A 17,512-nucleotide genomic window follows, 5' to 3' on the forward strand; every position below is an offset into this window, starting at 1 on the left:
GACGATGCCAATGCATAACTGGGGCTTGACCATATCCCAACTTTATATTAGATTTGGGGATAGACTCAAACTAGAAAGAGGTTTTTAAGATTTTAATCCAATGACACAGTTGACGTTACACTCCCATGTAATATGATACTCCCTATTTGCTGGACAACTTTTTACTAAACTAAGATATAATTACGATACATTTTTAATTTCCTTACAGAACTTTTCATCGGGTGTTATCCGTCCTAAAGATTTGTGCCTTCTTTCAGTGTTGTAAAATGATACGTACTCTTTAATGTGCCGGTACAGATCCACACCTCCATTGGGTGGATTGAGGTATATCTTCTCTCTTTTAAGGGATCCCCAGAATCTTTCGATGTAGATATTGTCCAGTGCTCTACCTTTGCCGTCCATTGATATCTTAACCTCATTTTTCTGTAAGGCTTTCACAAAAACTTCAGATGTAAACTGAGATCCCTGATCGGTGTTGAATATCTCGGGCTTACCATGAGTTTGGATCGTATCGACCAACACATCCCTGCACCATTCGGCATTCATCGTATTGGATACGTCCCAGCCCATTATCTTTCTGCTGTATACATCTATGATAGCAAACATATACATAAAGCCTTTAAACATTGGTATGTACGTGATATCTGCCTGCCATACCTGAGCAGGCCTTTCGATCTTAAGGTTCCTGAGTAGGTACGGAAATTTATAGTCCGCCTTATTTGCTTTACTCAAGTTCTTTTAGGATGTATAGTTTTCAGATTCATGAGCTTGTACAGCCTACGAACGCGCTTATAACCCACTAAATAACCTAGATCTTGTCTTAAATAATCTGTCATGCGCTCTACCCCGTAGAATGGACAGTCTAGGAACTTACGATCTATCGCATTCATAACCTGTAGGTTGAACAGCGATTCCCCCTTGGGTTTAAAATAATAACTACTACGGGGTAACTCTATAACCTTACACTGTCTGTAAACGCTCATTTTCTTATATGATGGGCAAACAAGCCCACGTTTCTCTTCTAAGCTCATTTGCCCAATACTTTTTTTAAGAAATCCACCTGTATGTGTAACTCCCCAATCTTGGAGTATAGTTCCTTTTCCTTGGAATCGTCTTTTGAAGAAGACTTCTCCGTGGTAAAAACACATTCTGCATTATCCAAAAACTCCCGTTTCCAGGTGTTGATCTGGGTTGGGTGTAACTCATATTTAACCGCCAGCTCTTGGATAGACTGCTGCTCTTTGATGGCTTCTATGGCTACCTTAGCCTTAAAGCTTGCACTGAATTTCCTGCGTTCTTTTTTCATTTCCAACTGCTAATTTAAACATTTATGCAGTTGTCCAGTATTGGGGTAGTATGATAGTTGAACTCCGCCCGGATATCCTGAACAAAGTTGAATACGGTCTTGGGGCTGACTTGCGGAAAGTCAGGGTAATGCTCCCTGAGCCAGTCATGCATCTGGGCCGCTGAGGTATCGTTATACAGCGACAGCTTTTCCTTTACGAAATCACGGTAGGGATCCAGTAACTTTTTCTTGGAAGGGGGCGCTTCCAGTTCTTTTTGGTAACTTCGGTCGTCTTTGCTCAGAAGCTTTTTTACAGTACGCCAGTTCAGGCCGAGATGTTCGGAAATCCTGCGAATCGAAATGCCTTCCCGATGCATTCTGTGAACCTCATGATAGGTCATAAGTTTACTTAAATAATAGTTCATAAATAACTTTGTCTTTTGCTCCGACAAAGCTTGTTTTTTCTTTTGGGACACCGCGTCCCAAAAGATGAACTATGTATTTATTAGTGCCAATTATGCTGCACTCTAAAGGTTCTTCGCCAATTTTGATGCATCTGATACCCCTTCCTATAAGAGTCAATTAATTGTTTGATTATCAGCAATATAACGACTTAAAAACTTGTTTAAGTAATGCTTTTTTCGTAACTTAAAATATTGATAATCAGATATTTTTCAGTGAATTCAAGCGATACTTTTAACTTAAAAACTACAGGTCTATTTTATGGTGACAGAGAAACTAAGATATACAGTTCAGATGTACATGGTACAACAATACGTCTATTTGCAAAAAGAACAAGAGCTCGTTCTAAGTGTCCACGATGTATGAAATACAGTGCCATTGTGCGCTCTTCCTATGTAAGAAAACTCGTAGATCTACCCTTGGCGGCGAGTTCAGTTATTATAATGCTTGAGGTCCGCCGCTTTGCCTGCAAAAATCTTGACTGTGAAAAGCAGATATTTTCAGAAAGGTGCAATAATTTAACTGAACCTTATTCTAGACGTACAAATAGAGCTTCCGAATATTTAAAGAAGTTTTTCATTGAGATTTCGGCTAATAAAGGCGCTTACTTTTCTAGAATATTGAATATCCCTGTCAGCAACAATACTTGTCTTAGGATGGTCAAATCCATGCCTATGACCACAAATAAACAATTGTATTGCATCGGTATTGATGATTGGGCAAAGAGAAAGGGAATGAACTATGGAACAATAATCGTTGACGCATATACGGGACGCCCCATAGATATTCTGGACAGTAGGGATTCCAGTGATGTTGTCAAATGGCTATCCCGTCATAAAGAAATAGAGTATGTAACTCGGGATCGAGCCACAGCCTATGCCAGTGCCATCGCCAAAGCTATTCCGGACGCAAAGCAGATTGCCGACAGGTTCCATTTAGTAAAAAATTTAAGTGATGCTATTCAAGACGAAATTCGGCAAGAATACAGCTATTTAAAGACGGTTTCTAAAGCTATTCATGCCAAGACAGAATCAAAAAACCCTCCTGATATTGAAACGAATTTGGATTCCGATAACTATACTAAAGAAAATATTAAGCAGAATATCCCGTCTGGTATGTTGGAGAAAGAAGAAAAACTTGTTCAGATGATTAAAATGAAGGAAAATGGATGCAGCATTTCTGAAATAGCTCGAAAAACACAAACTAACTGGCGCACCGTTGAAAAATATTTAGAACACGGAATACCTTCACCAGAGAGGAGTACATCTGTAAATTATAATAGATATATAAACGAAATCAAACACATGTGCAGTTTGAAAATCAATCCTACCGCCATGTTTAGATCCTTAAAAGATATAGGGCTAAAATGTTGTGAACGATCGTTCACTAGATGGTTTAGCTTAAATTTTCCAGATTATAAACATAAAGGGAATCGAACATATACTAAACCCTTAAAAATCAATAATCCTGATATCGTGACTAATTTTATTCCTTTACCTTTACCCAAAATGCTATCAATTTATGTGACAAATTCGGAATTTGGAGTTGCGAAAGATACGGGAGAATGCTCACAGGAAAGGCAAACCGTTGATAAACTAGTTCGTGAAGTTTCACTTCTATCCAGCTTACGCAAGCTTTACATAGAGTTTAGCGCTCTTCTAAAAGGAGGATGCCCTGATCAATTGGACACTTGGATTAAAGATGGCCGATTAATTGGCCGCAAAAGAATAGATACTTTTTGTAATGGATTAGAAAAGGATATTCAGGCAGTAAAAAATGCGATAACTTATGATTGGACCAACGGACTGGTGGAAGGAAATGTGAACCGGTTAAAGAATAAAAAACGTGAAATGTATGGTAAGGGGAGTTTTGAATTGCTCAGAAGAAAGGTCTGCCTTTCACAAACTGGATAAGTGCATCAAAATTGGCGAAGAACCATTCTGATTTACCGATTACACTTAGTAGAATGAAATATAAGGCGCAGGTGGTGGTAGCAAAAACTTGGTCGCCAACCAAATTATCCTTAATGCTCTATAGGGAGTCAAAACACCTCAAGGAAGATGATAAAGAATTTTTAGAATTATTATTTGAAAAGCTTCCTCAAATAAAACAACTGGAGCAGTTGATAAAGGACTTTAAACAATTGTTTCTTATCAAGAAAGAAGGAATGTTACAAAAATGGATTCAGGAGGCATCAACATCAGAGTGCGGGCTTAAAAATTTCGCTAAAAACCTTTTAAGGGACTATGAAGCAGTGAATAATGCAGTAGTAAGAACAGTAAGTAACGGCCAGGTTGAGGGACAAGTGAATCGAATAAAAAATATAAAAAGAAAAATGTACGGAAGGGCAGGATTTCAGCTATTGAGGAAAATGATACTTGCAAAATCAGCATAATTCACCAAAATTGACGAAGAACCCATTGCTCCGAAATACCCAACGGTAATGAGTGTAAGTTGAAAGCGTATAGAAAAGGGTATTATTGTATGCAAATCAGGATTTACCAAAGATACCGTAAAGTATGCTGAACAAAAGGGTATTAAATTAGTTAAGCTTTGGGAAGTCGTAGAAAATGATGCAGATTGCAAAAAGGACATAGAGTTGGGAACTCTAGATATTCGTCTAAACATTACACGCTCTCGTGCTAATATAACCAGTATAACTTTAATAATATTTGATGAAGTGATATAGCCTTTTGGAATTGAATTATAATTAGAATGGAATTTTTGATCAACATTTTATAAGAAATCAACAACAATTATCTCAACTAATCTCGCGATCTTTACAATAGTTGAATGCCAAAGCCGGTTAACATCTAGCCCAAGCGGACATCTAGCCAACATGGCCTCCCTCGACGGTTAACTAGGGAGGCCTTTTTATTTATTTTATTGTCTTAGTAAAACCGTTGAGTAAATCAGCTACGGTTTCCCGTAACCAATCCTTCTTTCAAACTAATACCTTAGCCGTACAGTTTGTAATAATCTCGAAAGTTAATATCTGTAAACATATTAATTCAGAATAAATAATGTATATTACGCTTGGGTATTAACCTTGCCCAATTGAAAAGTATAATGCCATGATAGTAACCAGTACCAATTCCATCGAAGGGAGAGATATTTCACAATATAATGATTCAATAGCAGCCAATGTTGTCATCGGTACCAATATTTTTAATGATGTATCTATTTTTACTATTTAACCTAAAAAAAATAATTATGGAGAATATAACGTTTATTGGAGGAATCCACGGCAGTGGAAAAGGAAATATTTGTTTAGATGTTGTCAAAAACACAGATTTTATACATTTGACAGCGAGTGAGGTTTTAAAGTGGGATGAATTAAGCCGACGTGAGGAGAAAGTTGTTAAAGATATTAATTTTACTCAAGACAGACTAGTTACTAATTTGAAAGCCATTATCGATATGGATAAGAACTATTTATTAGATGGCCATTATTGTCTTTTAAATAAGATTGGTATACCTGAGAAAATTCCGATAAATACCTTTAGTGGTATTAAACCTAGCAAACTTATCTTAGTTATCACAGATCCAGAGACAATAAAGTTTAGATTGGAAAAAAGGGATTCTAAAAATTACGAATTAAATTTGATAAAAGATTTTCAATCTCTTGAGGCTTTAACAGCAAAAGAAGTGAGTGAACATTTAAAGGCACCACTCTTTATTATAAAAAGTGAAGAATACAATATAACCAACCTTTTAAATTTTTTAAAATGAGGATATTATTAGACACAAACATAATAGTTCATAGAGAGGCTAGTAAAGTTTATAATCGTGACATTGGATTATTGTTTAACTGGTTAGACAAGGTACATTACGAAAAATGTGTACATCCAGTCACATTAAGTGAAATAAGAAGTTACAAAGATGCCGATGTGGTTGATACCATGAGTGTGAAAATTGAGAATTATAACATTCTTAAAACATTGTCACCTGAAAATGAGGCCATTTCCAATTTAAGAAAAAAAGATAGATCAATAAATGATTCGAATGATTCATCTATTTTAAATGAAGTTTATAATAATCGAGTAAATTACCTAATTACTGAGGACAAAGGACTTCATAGGAAGGCAAAAGAGCTTGGGATAGCAGAAAAAGTTTACAAAATTGACTCCTTTATAGAGAAGCTGGTCTTTGAAAATCCAAGTTTATCCGAATATAAAGTCCTTTCGGTCAAAAAAGAATATTTCGGAAATATCGATTTAAATGATACTTTTTTTGACTCTTTTAAAGAAGATTATAAGGAGTTTAAGGATTGGTTTAATACAAAAGCGGATAAAGAGTGCTATATCTGTTCGATAGAAGATTCTGTTAGAGCCTTTTTATTTTTAAAAGTTGAAAATAAACATGAAAGTTATGAGAATATTTCCCCAAAATTTGAGCCCAAAAAACGGCTTAAAATTGGAACTTTTAAAGTTACATCTACCGGTTATAAACTTGGGGAAAGATTTTTAAAAATAATATTTGATAATGCCCTTACTAATAATGTTGATGAAATATATGTAACAATATTTGATAAAAGAGAAGAACAGCAAAGGCTGGTGAATTTGTTAGAAGAATGGGGATTCAAGTTTTGGGGTAGGAAAGCGACAGGTAACGGCGATGAAAACGTATATGTAAGAGATTTTTCAAAAAGATTATTAGAAAACCCAAGGGAAAGCTTTCCCTTTATAAGTAGACGCTCTAGAGTATTTATAACCCCAATTTACCCCGATTATCATACAGAATTGTTTCCTGACTCAATTCTAAATAATGAATCTCCTAAAGATTATATTGAGAATGAACCACATCGGAATGCTCTCAAGAAGGTATATATATCCAGATCTTACTTTCGAAATTTAAAAAGCGGTGACATAGTGCTTTTTTATAGAACCGGAGGGCGTTTTGCTGGAGTAATTTCAACGATAGGAGTTGTGGAAAATGTGGTTACAGGCGTAAGGAGCGAGGATGAATTTGTAAGGCTTTGTCGAAAGCGTAGCGTGTTTGGCGATGAAGAATTGAGAGGATGGTGGAATTACAATTCCAATAATAGACCTTTTATTGTAAATTTTTTATATATTGACTCCTTTCCAAAACCGAAAGTTAATCTTAATAGATTAATAGAAATTGGAGTAATTTCTTCAATTAATGATGTACCTAGAGGCTTTGTTCAAATAAAAAATGATAAATTTGAAACATTCATAAAAGAGGCTAGAGCTAATGAGAGTTATATTGTCGATTAAACCGATTTATGCGGAGAAAATCCTTAAAGGGGAAAAAATATATGAATTAAGGCGGTCTATTTTTAAAATCCGAGAAGTGAAAAATGTCATTATTTACGCGTCAGCACCTATAAGTAAAGTCATCGGAGAATTTGAAATCGAAGGTATTTTGCATGAGAAAATAGATCAATTATGGCGGAAAACTGGGAAACATTCTGCTGTGGATAAGGTATTTTTTGATAGTTATTTCGCTGATAAAGAAAAGGGATATGCAATTAAAATTAAAAGTTTCAAAAAATATGAAAAATATTATGATATATTGGAGACTTATGGCGTTAAAGCGCCACAATCTTTCGCATATGTTGATATGTAGAAGTTATATCAGTGTTAATTAATTGGTTCCATCTCGGAGTAAATCGTTGGATTTTTTTTGGACACTTACAAATTACAGGCGCACCTTAGTTTTTAATCCAATTACACAGGTTCATATTACGCCCTCACTGAATGATAGTTTTGAGGATTCAAAGAGCGGCCTTCCCCTTTCAGCGGGATCCTTGGCCGCACTAGCATTTGTGTGAACTTTTTTGAAATTATTTTACCTTGAGTGATAAATGGAGCTTTTTTTTTATAAATGTATTAATTCTTCAATTATTAACAGAACTTAAATAAAGTTGTCTAGTTAACGCATCCATAATTTTTGATTTAACATTTGTCATTACATCGAAAACTGCATTTCTTATTTCGTCAAAATCATTTTTATTAATGCCCTCTTTAATTTGTCCATGTGCAATTTTGTTTCTAAATCCCAATAGCTTGTGAATCGTTGCATCATAAGGGGTAAATAAATTATGATCAAGGCCCAGTTTATATAAAATTTTCTTTAGGACATTTGGTTTCAAATTTGATTCCACATCAATTATGTTATCTGGAATTTTAACTATGATGTTTTCAAAGTCCGTTGTTCGATCCAAAAATTCTATATCTCTTGAAAAGCGATGAAGTTTGCTATCATCGGGAAGAGCTCTCGCAAATACTCTGCATTTACTGTCTGGATTTCTAAGACCATCAAAAACTGAGCTTAAGGATGAAGCTTTAATAGTGGAATTAACGTTCTGACATTTAATATTCTCATCGTTTATAGCATTTATATATAATAAAAATGAAAATTTACAAAACCCTTCAAAGTGAGAGTAAAGCAGTAAAATAATTGCACGTCTAAATTGATCACGTTCATCTTCTGTACTGAAATTCGCCAACTGATTCTGGAAAAATCGGATCTCATCAATTCGCCAAGAATAATCGGATTCGATGTCTTCCCAAAGTTTATCAATTTCCATAGACCTCTAAAAACTTATCTTCAACAAATTTTATCCTTTCGTTAAGAGGTCCTTTTGAATTTTTTCCTCCCCCTGTTGTTATTTTTATAAAGGTATTATCTTTTTTTATTCCTGTTAAAATATCCTTTATTTTCTCTATATCTTTATTGATGTCTATTTTCTCAATAACTTTTTGTATACCTATAGTAATAGCTTCATAATGATATACTCCAAATCCTTTTGTAATAGTTTTATTCTTATTGGCAAAACCGAAAGAAAGCTCTCCCATAGACGTATTCAATATTTCGAAAGTTTTAATAAAATTGCTTTTTTCATTATCATAATTAAATTGAGACTTTAGATATGGATCAGAAACATATTCCATGTATTCTGTAAGAAAGTCTGCAACATCATGAGAAAAGCCTTTTCTATTATTTTTTAGTGCAAAAAACCTTAAAACTAGTTCCTGGTCAAAAGCTGCTAACCTTTGTTCGTAAGAAAGTATATTTAAACATTTAGTAAAATGTTCATTTTTACTTAATTCAATTATGAAATCATTAAACTTTGGATCTAGCAATCTAATTGTGCAGTTTCTTAATTGTTGTTGAGTTAATGCAATACCGCCTGTGTTTAATCTCTTAAACATATGATATTTAAATCTAGGATCACTTCCCTTTCTTACTACCTCTACACGAACAAATGCTCTTTTAAGTTTTATTTGTAAAGCTGTGTTTAAGTCTTCAAATTTCAATCCATTTAATTCTTTTACTATGTCACAATCTGATAAAATAAGTTTATCTCCTTTTTTAACTGGAGGATCTAGATGTGGTGCATCTAACTCTCCTCTAAAATGCAAATATGAAGATATACGTTGTAGACCATCGATTAAAAGATATTTTCCATCTTCTTCTTCAATAACGTATATTGGTGGAACAGGCATTTCTAATATGAGTGATTCTATAAATCTAGATCTCGCACCTTCTGACCATCTAAAAAGTCTTTGATAGTCAGGGCTAATATCCAATTCCTCATCACGTTTCATATCTAGTAACTCGTTGAAAGAAAGATCTAGACTTAAGGTATGAACATTTTTAAGTTGCGTTTCAATCGCATTTATTACATCAATTGTGGAAATCTTTTTTTTCGCCATTTAATTTTGTTTTATAAAACAGAGCACACTTTCTGTTGTGTTATTGGTTCGTCTATAAATTTTTGTCTTTTTGTTTATACCCACCATTGACTGGTTTGTTGGAAAGTCTACTTTTTGATCTAAATGTAACCCATAATTATATCCCATCTCAATGCAGATTTGTGCCAAATCATTATAAATATCTTTATAAAAAGAATCTTGCACGACTAAATAACTCTTAGCACCATATTTTAAAACTCTACTTATTTCTTTAATTGAAAGCGCTAATGAGTTAAAGTATTGCAAGTGATTCTTTAAATAATATGATTTTGAAGCTTTAGAGTCATGATTTTCTATTTTTTTTAAAAGTAAATTACATGTATCTCCCCATTCTTCACTTGCTATAGGTGGTTTTTTGGGAACTGTAGATGTTCCAATTAATTTTCTTCTTAATTCGTTCTGTTCTAACAAATCGTAATCCAAGATTGCTAGTTCGAGAGAAGTTGCTATGGCATAATCGATTCTTGTGCAATATGGTGGAGATGTTAAAACAAAATCTATACTATTATCAAAAAGATCTAATTTTGTAGAAGATCCCAGATATATATTTGCTTGATTTCTCTTAATTGAATTATCTTTCGTGCCTATATTTATTAATTTCTCAATTTCTCCTTCTGCAAAATTTAACAGAGAGTGTAGATCCACATTAATCTTTGAATCTTCAAGTTTGGCTTTTTTTATCCAAGTCGGATTTGAGGTTTTAAACGGCGTAATAAAATGATGTAATGTACGGAATAACACAATATAGAAGAAAGAAGCAATACAAGAAACGTTATTTATCCATTCTATCTTATTAATGTAATCTGGCTGAACTAAAAGGTTTTTTATTGAAATTTCAATAGCTCTTATATTTATTATTGAATCTTTAGAAAACCAAGATTGAAGAGGGTCTTTATCACTTACGACTATACCTTTTTGCAATTGGAGGGACTTTTTGCAAATTTCATTAAAAAGGGAACGAATGCTGGAGAATTCGCTTTTGTGCAAAGAATTTCCCTTAGCAATTACTACCATCACAGGATTTAAATCAATTCCAATAGCTTGAATCTCACATATTGTGCTAGATTTTATAGTAGTCCCACTGCCATTCCAAGGATCTAAAATAATGGATCCCTCTTCTAATTGAGATGACTTTATTAACTCTGTCGCGAAGTGATTAGAAAAACCAGCATAATATGAGTAGAAATTCAAATCCTCTGTTTTGTTTCTTTTCGGATTTAATATAGTTGCATTATTTTTTTTCCTTAAAATATTCATTGAAGCAATTGTCGATACGGAATTTGAAATTTGATAATCATTATAATAAACCCCAAAAATATAGATTATAAATTTTAGTATAAGAATTTAGCTCTAAAAAAATAGATAATTAAAATTCAAATACTTAATATCTGTTATTCTATAAAACAGCATTGTATGGGTATTTTATAGAATTTAATAATCATTTACTTTATAGGTTTAAGGTAAATATAGGCTAATTAACCAACATAAATAATATATCGATTAAATTTCTAACCAACCTAACTATTATCAACCAATTTCATGACGTCTTCCTTTGGAATTTTGTTATAGTCAGAAAAATAATCCTTATGAACAAAAACCTTTGGCGAACTATTTTTAAACAGTGGTAAGATCATTTGGTTGCGAGGAGATTTGCTGAGGAGGTTGGTGATTTCAGTAAATTTCCTTTTTTCGAGTTTCTTATCCATTTGCGCATGAAGATGTTTCGCTGTCGTAGGTTTATTAAGATATCCTTCCGAAATGAGCCGATCTAGTTCTTTTGCCAATAAGTTTTCTGTTGATCTTAGCTTACTACCTGTACTTTCCGTTATTGCTGCCTGAGTAGGTGAGGGTAATTCTTTTACGTCAATTTCCTTTTTAGAGAATTCCACAAAATTATTGTATGAAACTCCCCATACACGTGTGGATATTTTGTCAGCATCATCTAGATGCAATTTTCTTTTTAAACGTTCAAAGGCACTATAATCTGATTGTATGATGCCTGCAATTTTTGCTGTTGTTTCTTGACTTAATTTAAATTTAAGTCTTAGATATTTAAGTGCTCTCGAGAATTCTTCGTTGGCCATTCTTGTAAATAGATTTAATTTTATTTGATTTATTCTATTTATATCTCTATATTTGTCATGTAGTTATAGCGAAAAGTAGGGTGGTAAGCCCAACTTAACGATGTCACTCTCGTTCCGAAATCGCCAAATTCCCACGAGATGACCGTAGGTTCGCCATATCTCTGCGTAATGTTTATATTTGTAAAAATTACCAGAGGGTGAACCTTATGTCAGTCTTTTGGGGAACCCTAACTTCGGTTAGGTTGGCGTTTGGCGATGCCAGGTCAGAAGCATTAAGGTTCATTCTTTGGTTAATCTACTTCGAAGCCGATAACATTAAAGAGAGACGTCGTTCACATAAAACCAAAAACAATTATGAGAACGAAACGAACAAACACCATCCATTACCCTCAATCGATCCAAGTTGGATTGACTAGGTATTCCCGCAAATCACTTTTAAAGAACATATTCCGCGCACCCGAATAGGATGCGCTAAATCAAAAACAGGCTATAAAAGAGCAATAAAAAGGGGAGGTGTTGACCTTCCTTAAAATGAAAAGACAGCTGAACCCAGTTCAGTTTAATTTCCCTCTTGATACGCCTGTGACCGACCTATACACTTATATAATTGCATTAAAAGGTAATATTGGCCAATGATACAGCTTGATTTAATATTTGCACCTTAAAATTAAGCAAATTTTCATTCAGTCCCAACTTTTACCCGTAGTTTTTATTGCAAGACGATATTGCTGTAGGTCGGTATTTACTTCTTTCCGGCAGGGAGCGCCATAATTAACCCTATTTATGCTTTGAAATTGTATCAGGGCGCTTTTCGGACTTTTAATATTATTTGTCCATTTGGCATAGGTCGCATTTGACCTTATGCAATGGCAAGCCATTTGAACGCGAAAAAATCGCGAAGGGGGAAGCTATGCCTTTATCTGAGACGGCACCTCAAGGTTTGTCATAATTGATGAAACTAAATTATGAACCAACAATCAAACAATATGCTACCCTTTGAGCTAGCATGTTATGAAATATACGACAATGGATACGATCCATTAAATACCATTCGGGAGTTCTGGTCCCAACATACCATCACCGACTGTCAGGAAACCCTGTGGACACTCTTTGAAAACTATAGAAAGGGCATCGCACAGGAAGATGCTACCGACGTGAAGCAAATGCATACCTTTTTAATGAAAGTGTGCCGTCTGCTGATTGCTTATTTCCTGGTGCACTTTCGCAAGATCGAAATCGATGCGGTGCCATTTGCCTTTGTTGAACCTACCGATGCCATTACGGCCGATCTGGAAGCCAAGCAAAGGATCCATAGTTTCTTTAATAGAATTGCTGAATAATACCTAATCCATAAGCAGATGATAAAAAGATCTAATCTATTCACTGCCTTATTGGATAAGGTAGTCAATATTCCAGTTATACAGATTACACTACTTGTAATCTTATTCATACTAGTTTTTCAATCCTATTTAACTTGTTTTTTAAAGGCATTGAAGAATACAACAATGCTTTTTACTTGCATTGCTGTATTTCATATGTTTAGTTTATCGGCTCAGACGCCCCGCAAGGACAGCGGGGCCAATGGGCCAACTCCGCTGCAGATCGGTGACAGAATTCCCGAAGAATTATGGGACAGTGAGTTTTTCTTTTTTAATGAGCAATTGAATAGTACCCAGAAAGCTTCACTTAAGGAGTTCAGGGCGAGGCCGCTGGTGCTAGACTTTTGGAATACGGGATGTGCTCCATGTTTAACCGGGCTAGCTAAACTTTCAGATTTCAGCAAAGGTTTGGATTTAGGCCTTGTTGCAGTCTCAGAACAGACGGAAAAGTCAATTTTGTCCTTTTTTAAAAGGAATGACCTATTAAAAGGTACTGGTCTGAGAAGCATTATAGCTGACAGCAGTTTGAAAAGTTATTTCCCGCATGAAAGTATACCTCATCTGGTATGGATAAATAAAGAGGGTGTCGTCGTTGGCCTCACGGGAAGCAAGGAAATCACGAAAGATGACCTGCTTAATTTCGCGACAAAAAGCGTATTGCATGCGGAACTCAAACCTGAGCTCCAACCAAATTTCCATCGATTTATAGTGGATATGGAGCTTAATCGACCGGTACAATCTCCCCATGACAGTCTATTGGGCTATGCAATTATAACCGACCAGGTGAAAGATATAAGCCCTTTTGAAAGATCTAAGGTTGACCCCTACGAGATTATTTCTTATCGAAATAGATCAATTCTGAGCTTATATAGATTGGCCTATGCAGACCGCTATAAATTTGCCTCTAATCAGATCATCTGGAATATTTCTGATCCGGAAAGATTCGAATATTATCTTTCTAAAGGCGAGGACATAGGAAACTGGGAGAAAAAAAACTTGATTTGCTTTGAATCAAAATCCATAGGCAGAATCAATATGGCCAGTATCTTGAACAGCTACCTGGGCTTAAATGTCTGTGTAAGGGATTCATTGGTTGAATGTATTGTTGTAAAGGCGGGCAAGGGGAGGACAACCATAAAACCTAAATCGGGGCGGGATTTTAAATCGCTAAAAAATCTGATCAAAGATCTTCGCCTGAGTAAGTCTAATTGGCAGATTGTTGATTCAATAAAAGGCGAAGTTTTTATCCCCAACTATTCAGTGAAGGACTTTGAGACGAAGGACAAGCTCAGTAATTTCTTAAAAGAAAACGGTCTCATTGTCGAAAAAGACAAAAGAATTGTAAACTTCTTAATTATACAGCGATGAAACAGTTGAACTATTATATATTATTGGTCGCAACCTGTTTTATTTTGCGGCTTGAAGTGTTTGCACAGAATCCTGTCATGCTAAAAGGCCGTGTGCAGAACCAAGAAGGAAAGGCGCTTTCAGATGTAAATATTATCTCGGTAGGAAAGGGCAACTTTAAGGTTCAGAACAATGGTACCTTCAATATAAACAGTCTTTCGGTCGGCGATACCCTCAAATTTTCGCATATATCCTACGTACCCAAATCGTATGTCGTTCAGTCGAATGACGTGAATATCCTGATCGTACTGGAAAGTAATTCGATCCGATTGCAGGAGGCTGTATTCTCTACAGGTTTTCAGTATATTCCAAAAGAACGTGCTACTGGATCGTTTGAAAAAATAGATTCACTTTATATCAATCGCTCCCCAGCACCTAATATTTTGACACGTGTCAAGAGCATGATCTCTGGTATGTATTCGGATAATGCAAATGCTAATTTTAACAATACAGGGAAATTTGCAAATGAGTCACTCAACATACATGGGGTAAGCTCAATCCGAGGGGCCAATTACCCCCTGATCATTGTCGATAATTTTCCCTATAGTGGTGATATAAATGCCATTAATCCAAATGATGTGGAAAATATCACTGTCTTAAAGGATGCTGCCGCCAGTTCCATCTGGGGAGCGCAGGCGGGCAATGGAGTTATTGTTATTACTACAAAACGAGGTAAACAAAACTCATCGCTGGTGGTCGAGGCGAGTCAAAACACCGCAGTCATCCAAAAGCCTGATCTTTTTAAAAGACGTGCTATTGCGAATGCCGACCTGATTGCGGTGCAGCTGGAATTGTACAATAAGGGCTATTACAATTCGAATATAAATTCGAGATCCAAACCCATCCTTCCAATGGCGATTGAGGCCATGGAGAAAAAGAAAAAAGGATTGCTGACCGAAGAGGAACTTAATGATGTCTTGGATACGTATGGTCAGACGGATATTAGAAATGATCTATTGAAATATCTTTATCGACCTGCAATCAGTAGTCAATATTCTTTTTCAGTGAGTGGCGGCGGTGACAGGAATAGTTTTCGTATATCAACAGGGTATGACCGCTCAAAAGGTACTCAGGTCTCCTCAGATAATAATAGGTTTACGCTGAAGGCTTATAATAAAATCAAGCTGACGCAAAAACTGGAGGCGGAGCTCGATATGATGTATACTAGATTAGAAAGCAGGCAAACGCAGCTGCTCAGCTACTATGACAATTCCGGGAGTCGCTTCCCATATTCCTCGTTGGCAACTGCAGACGGCCAATTTCTTTCAATACCCTATAATTATAGCATTGGCTATATCGAAAGTTTAACTGATCCTAATCTATTGGACTGGTCGTATAAGCCCTTGGAAGAATTACAGCACAATAAGGGCAATGCTGTGCTGAACAGCTTATTGACCAGCGCCACGCTGAATTATCAGATCAACAAACTGTTTGGACTGAGTTTTAGGTATAGAAACGAAATACAAAAGAACGATGATGAGACGGTTTTCGACCAGTACTCCATAAGATCAAGAGGAATGGTCAATCTATATACCAATGTCGGCACAAATGGAGTGGTCAGTAGACCGATACCTGTTGGGGGGATACTGGAATTAGGAAGCAATAATGCCGTTTCACATTTTGGTCGCTTTCAGGTAGATTTTAAATGGAACGATCATCCTGATCATAGGGTGAACGTAATACTGGGGTCAGAAGTCAGCGCAAAAGCCATTAAGGCGTTTACGGATGGAATGTATGGTTATGATGGGGACAAGCTAATATATAGTACCCAAATTGATTATATGAATAGGTATCCTACTTACAATAATCTCGCATCCAATGCACAGATACCTTCTTTTATAACCAAGAGCCAGACAAACAATAGATACGTGTCATTATTTGGAAATGGATCTTATACTTTATTGAACCGTTATACGGTAAGTGGCAGTTTCAGAAAAGATGCTTCCAATGTTTTTGGCGTTAATACAAATGATAAATGGAATCCGCTCTGGTCGGCTGGATTGAGCTGGAACATCAAGAAGGAACGGTTTATGGAATCTATTCCTGTCAATGAACTGAAATTCCGGGCGACATATGGTTTTAGCGGGAATATCGATCCCTCACGTTCGGGGAATACAACAATTCAATACAGCACACTTAATGCCTTATATGGCATTAGCTGGCCATCAGCGCAAGTGCTTGTTGCTCCCAATCCTTCTTTACGCTGGGAAAAAATAAAAACATTTAACCTCGGACTTGATTATTCCCTATTCAATAGCCGTATTTCAGGAAGTGTGGATATGTACTGGAAAAAATCATTTGATCTGATCCATCTATATCCGCTAGATCCGACGGTAGGTTTGATCAGTCAGCTGATGAATGTGGCAGATGTAGACGGAAGGGGTGTCGATGTCCGTTTATCGTCCATTAACTTCAATAAACGGTTCAAATGGCGGACTGATTTTATCTTCACCTACAATAACAATTGGGTAAAAAAGACTTTTGTTGATTATCCGGGAGCTTCTTCTTTGGTGTCCAGTTCTTTTATTGCCTATAAAGATGTGATGCCCTACGCCATGTACAGTTATAAGTTCGCGGGGCTTGACCCGCAGACAGGTGAACCGATGGGATATTTTAATGGCGAAGTGTCAAAAGATTATTCAAAGATGGCGGGTAAACAGGCTCCTATTGAAGATTTGAAGTTGCACGGATCTAAACGGCCACTGATCTACGGTACTGTAAACAGCTTTTTTGATTACAAAAAATTTAATCTGTCCTTTTCTTTGGTGTATCAGTTTAAATATTTTTTCAGAAGGCCTTCCATAAGCTATTCAGATCTTTACAGCAGGGGGGATGGTCATCCTGACTTTTACAGTAGATGGCAGAAGCCGGGCGATGAAAAGTCGACTACTATACCTGCAATGACTTATCCATTGAACAAGGCGGACGGATTTTATGGAAATAGTGAAGTGTTGGTTGAACCGGGTGATCATATCAGATTGCAGGATATTAAACTTCAATATCGGTTGGGTGAGATTAGTCCCTTGCACATCAGTCAATTAAGCTTCTTTATTTACTTAAGTAACCTCGGTGTAATCTGGCGCAAGAATGATAAAGGCCTTGATCCGAGTTATCCAAATGCAATTCCGGTTCCCAAACAGTACACTTTTGGTGTCAATCTAAAATTTTAAAAAC

At 35.8% G+C, this 17,512-nt stretch carries 17 protein-coding genes; 9 read left to right on the forward strand and 8 right to left on the reverse strand.

The features are described 5' to 3' along the window. Positions 1 to 180 precede the first annotated feature (180 nt). The 4 genes from GVK91_RS00005 to GVK91_RS00020 are packed head-to-tail and all read right to left on the reverse strand — an operon-like array spanning position 181 to position 1,737. Positions 181 to 732: an IS3 family transposase gene (locus tag GVK91_RS00005; RefSeq protein WP_159726233.1), complete on the reverse strand. Its 552-nt coding sequence runs from the start codon at positions 730 to 732 to the stop codon at positions 181 to 183. After that, positions 729 to 1,031, reverse strand: coding sequence for an IS3 family transposase (locus GVK91_RS27720; protein WP_369073907.1), 303 nt, complete (start codon positions 1,029 to 1,031; stop codon positions 729 to 731). Before GVK91_RS27720 ends, GVK91_RS00005 begins: the two co-directional genes overlap by 4 nt. Further along, positions 1,028 to 1,306, reverse strand: coding sequence for a transposase (locus GVK91_RS00015; protein ID WP_159726237.1), 279 nt, complete (start codon positions 1,304 to 1,306; stop codon positions 1,028 to 1,030). Before GVK91_RS00015 ends, GVK91_RS27720 begins: the two co-directional genes overlap by 4 nt. A 14-nt stretch (positions 1,307 to 1,320) precedes the next feature. Next, positions 1,321 to 1,737: a hypothetical protein gene (locus GVK91_RS00020; protein WP_159726239.1), complete on the reverse strand. Its 417-nt coding sequence runs from the start codon at positions 1,735 to 1,737 to the stop codon at positions 1,321 to 1,323. 225 nt (positions 1,738 to 1,962) lie between these two features. Here GVK91_RS00020 and GVK91_RS00025 point away from each other — a divergent pair, with 225 nt between their 5' ends. The 6 genes from GVK91_RS00025 (at position 1,963) to GVK91_RS00050 (ending at position 7,336) form a co-directional block, all read left to right on the forward strand. Next, the gene (locus GVK91_RS00025) at positions 1,963 to 3,660 is read left to right on the forward strand and encodes an ISL3 family transposase (RefSeq protein WP_262886193.1); all 1,698 of its coding nucleotides are present in this window, start codon (positions 1,963 to 1,965) and stop codon (positions 3,658 to 3,660) included. 53 nt (positions 3,661 to 3,713) lie between these two features. After that, positions 3,714 to 4,142 carry a transposase gene (locus GVK91_RS00030; protein ID WP_159726243.1) on the forward strand — a complete coding sequence of 143 codons (429 nt, stop codon included), beginning with the start codon at positions 3,714 to 3,716 and terminating at the stop codon, positions 4,140 to 4,142. 679 nt (positions 4,143 to 4,821) lie between these two features. Further along, a complete protein-coding gene (locus GVK91_RS00035; protein WP_159726245.1) occupies positions 4,822 to 4,944 on the forward strand; it encodes a heavy metal-binding domain-containing protein in 123 nt (40 codons plus the stop codon). A 16-nt stretch (positions 4,945 to 4,960) separates the two neighbouring features. Then, a complete protein-coding gene (locus tag GVK91_RS00040) occupies positions 4,961 to 5,479 on the forward strand; it encodes an ATP-binding protein (RefSeq protein WP_159726247.1) in 519 nt (172 codons plus the stop codon). After that, positions 5,476 to 6,984 (forward strand): PIN domain-containing protein, encoded by a 1,509-nt coding sequence (locus GVK91_RS00045; protein WP_159726249.1) that lies wholly within the window; start codon positions 5,476 to 5,478, stop codon positions 6,982 to 6,984. Before GVK91_RS00040 ends, GVK91_RS00045 begins: the two co-directional genes overlap by 4 nt. Before the next feature lie 76 nt (positions 6,985 to 7,060). Continuing rightward, entirely contained in the window at positions 7,061 to 7,336 is a 276-nt protein-coding gene (locus GVK91_RS00050; RefSeq protein WP_235032728.1) for a hypothetical protein, read from the forward strand. A 271-nt stretch (positions 7,337 to 7,607) separates the two neighbouring features. Here GVK91_RS00050 and GVK91_RS00055 read toward each other — a convergent pair whose 3' ends face one another. The 4 genes from GVK91_RS00055 to GVK91_RS00070 form a co-directional block, all read right to left on the reverse strand. Then, positions 7,608 to 8,300, reverse strand: a complete 693-nt coding sequence (locus tag GVK91_RS00055) for an MAE_28990/MAE_18760 family HEPN-like nuclease (RefSeq protein ID WP_159726254.1) — start codon at positions 8,298 to 8,300, stop codon at positions 7,608 to 7,610. Continuing rightward, entirely contained in the window at positions 8,290 to 9,429 is a 1,140-nt protein-coding gene (locus GVK91_RS00060; RefSeq protein WP_159726256.1) for a DUF262 domain-containing protein, read from the reverse strand. Before GVK91_RS00060 ends, GVK91_RS00055 begins: the two co-directional genes overlap by 11 nt. Next, the gene (locus GVK91_RS00065) at positions 9,430 to 10,725 is read right to left on the reverse strand and encodes a DNA methyltransferase (RefSeq protein ID WP_159726258.1); all 1,296 of its coding nucleotides are present in this window, start codon (positions 10,723 to 10,725) and stop codon (positions 9,430 to 9,432) included. It abuts the gene before it with no gap. Between the two features lie 260 nt (positions 10,726 to 10,985). Then, positions 10,986 to 11,552, reverse strand: coding sequence for a helix-turn-helix domain-containing protein (locus GVK91_RS00070; RefSeq protein ID WP_159726261.1), 567 nt, complete (start codon positions 11,550 to 11,552; stop codon positions 10,986 to 10,988). Between the two features lie 965 nt (positions 11,553 to 12,517). Between GVK91_RS00070 and GVK91_RS00075 the strand changes: the two genes are divergently transcribed. From GVK91_RS00075 to GVK91_RS00085, 3 genes are read left to right on the forward strand one after another with little or no spacing between them, the layout of a single operon-like run. Then, positions 12,518 to 12,892 (forward strand): hypothetical protein, encoded by a 375-nt coding sequence (locus GVK91_RS00075; protein WP_159726263.1) that lies wholly within the window; start codon positions 12,518 to 12,520, stop codon positions 12,890 to 12,892. An 18-nt stretch (positions 12,893 to 12,910) separates the two neighbouring features. After that, a complete protein-coding gene (locus tag GVK91_RS00080) occupies positions 12,911 to 14,299 on the forward strand; it encodes a redoxin domain-containing protein (RefSeq protein ID WP_159726265.1) in 1,389 nt (462 codons plus the stop codon). After that, on the forward strand, positions 14,296 to 17,508 hold the full coding sequence (locus GVK91_RS00085) for a SusC/RagA family TonB-linked outer membrane protein (RefSeq protein WP_159726267.1): 3,213 nt from the start codon (positions 14,296 to 14,298) through the stop codon (positions 17,506 to 17,508). Before GVK91_RS00080 ends, GVK91_RS00085 begins: the two co-directional genes overlap by 4 nt. Positions 17,509 to 17,512 lie beyond the last annotated feature (4 nt).

It is taken from the genome of Sphingobacterium sp. 18053, from assembly GCF_902706145.1.
Classification (GTDB): Bacteria; Bacteroidota; Bacteroidia; order Sphingobacteriales; family Sphingobacteriaceae; genus Sphingobacterium; species Sphingobacterium paramultivorum.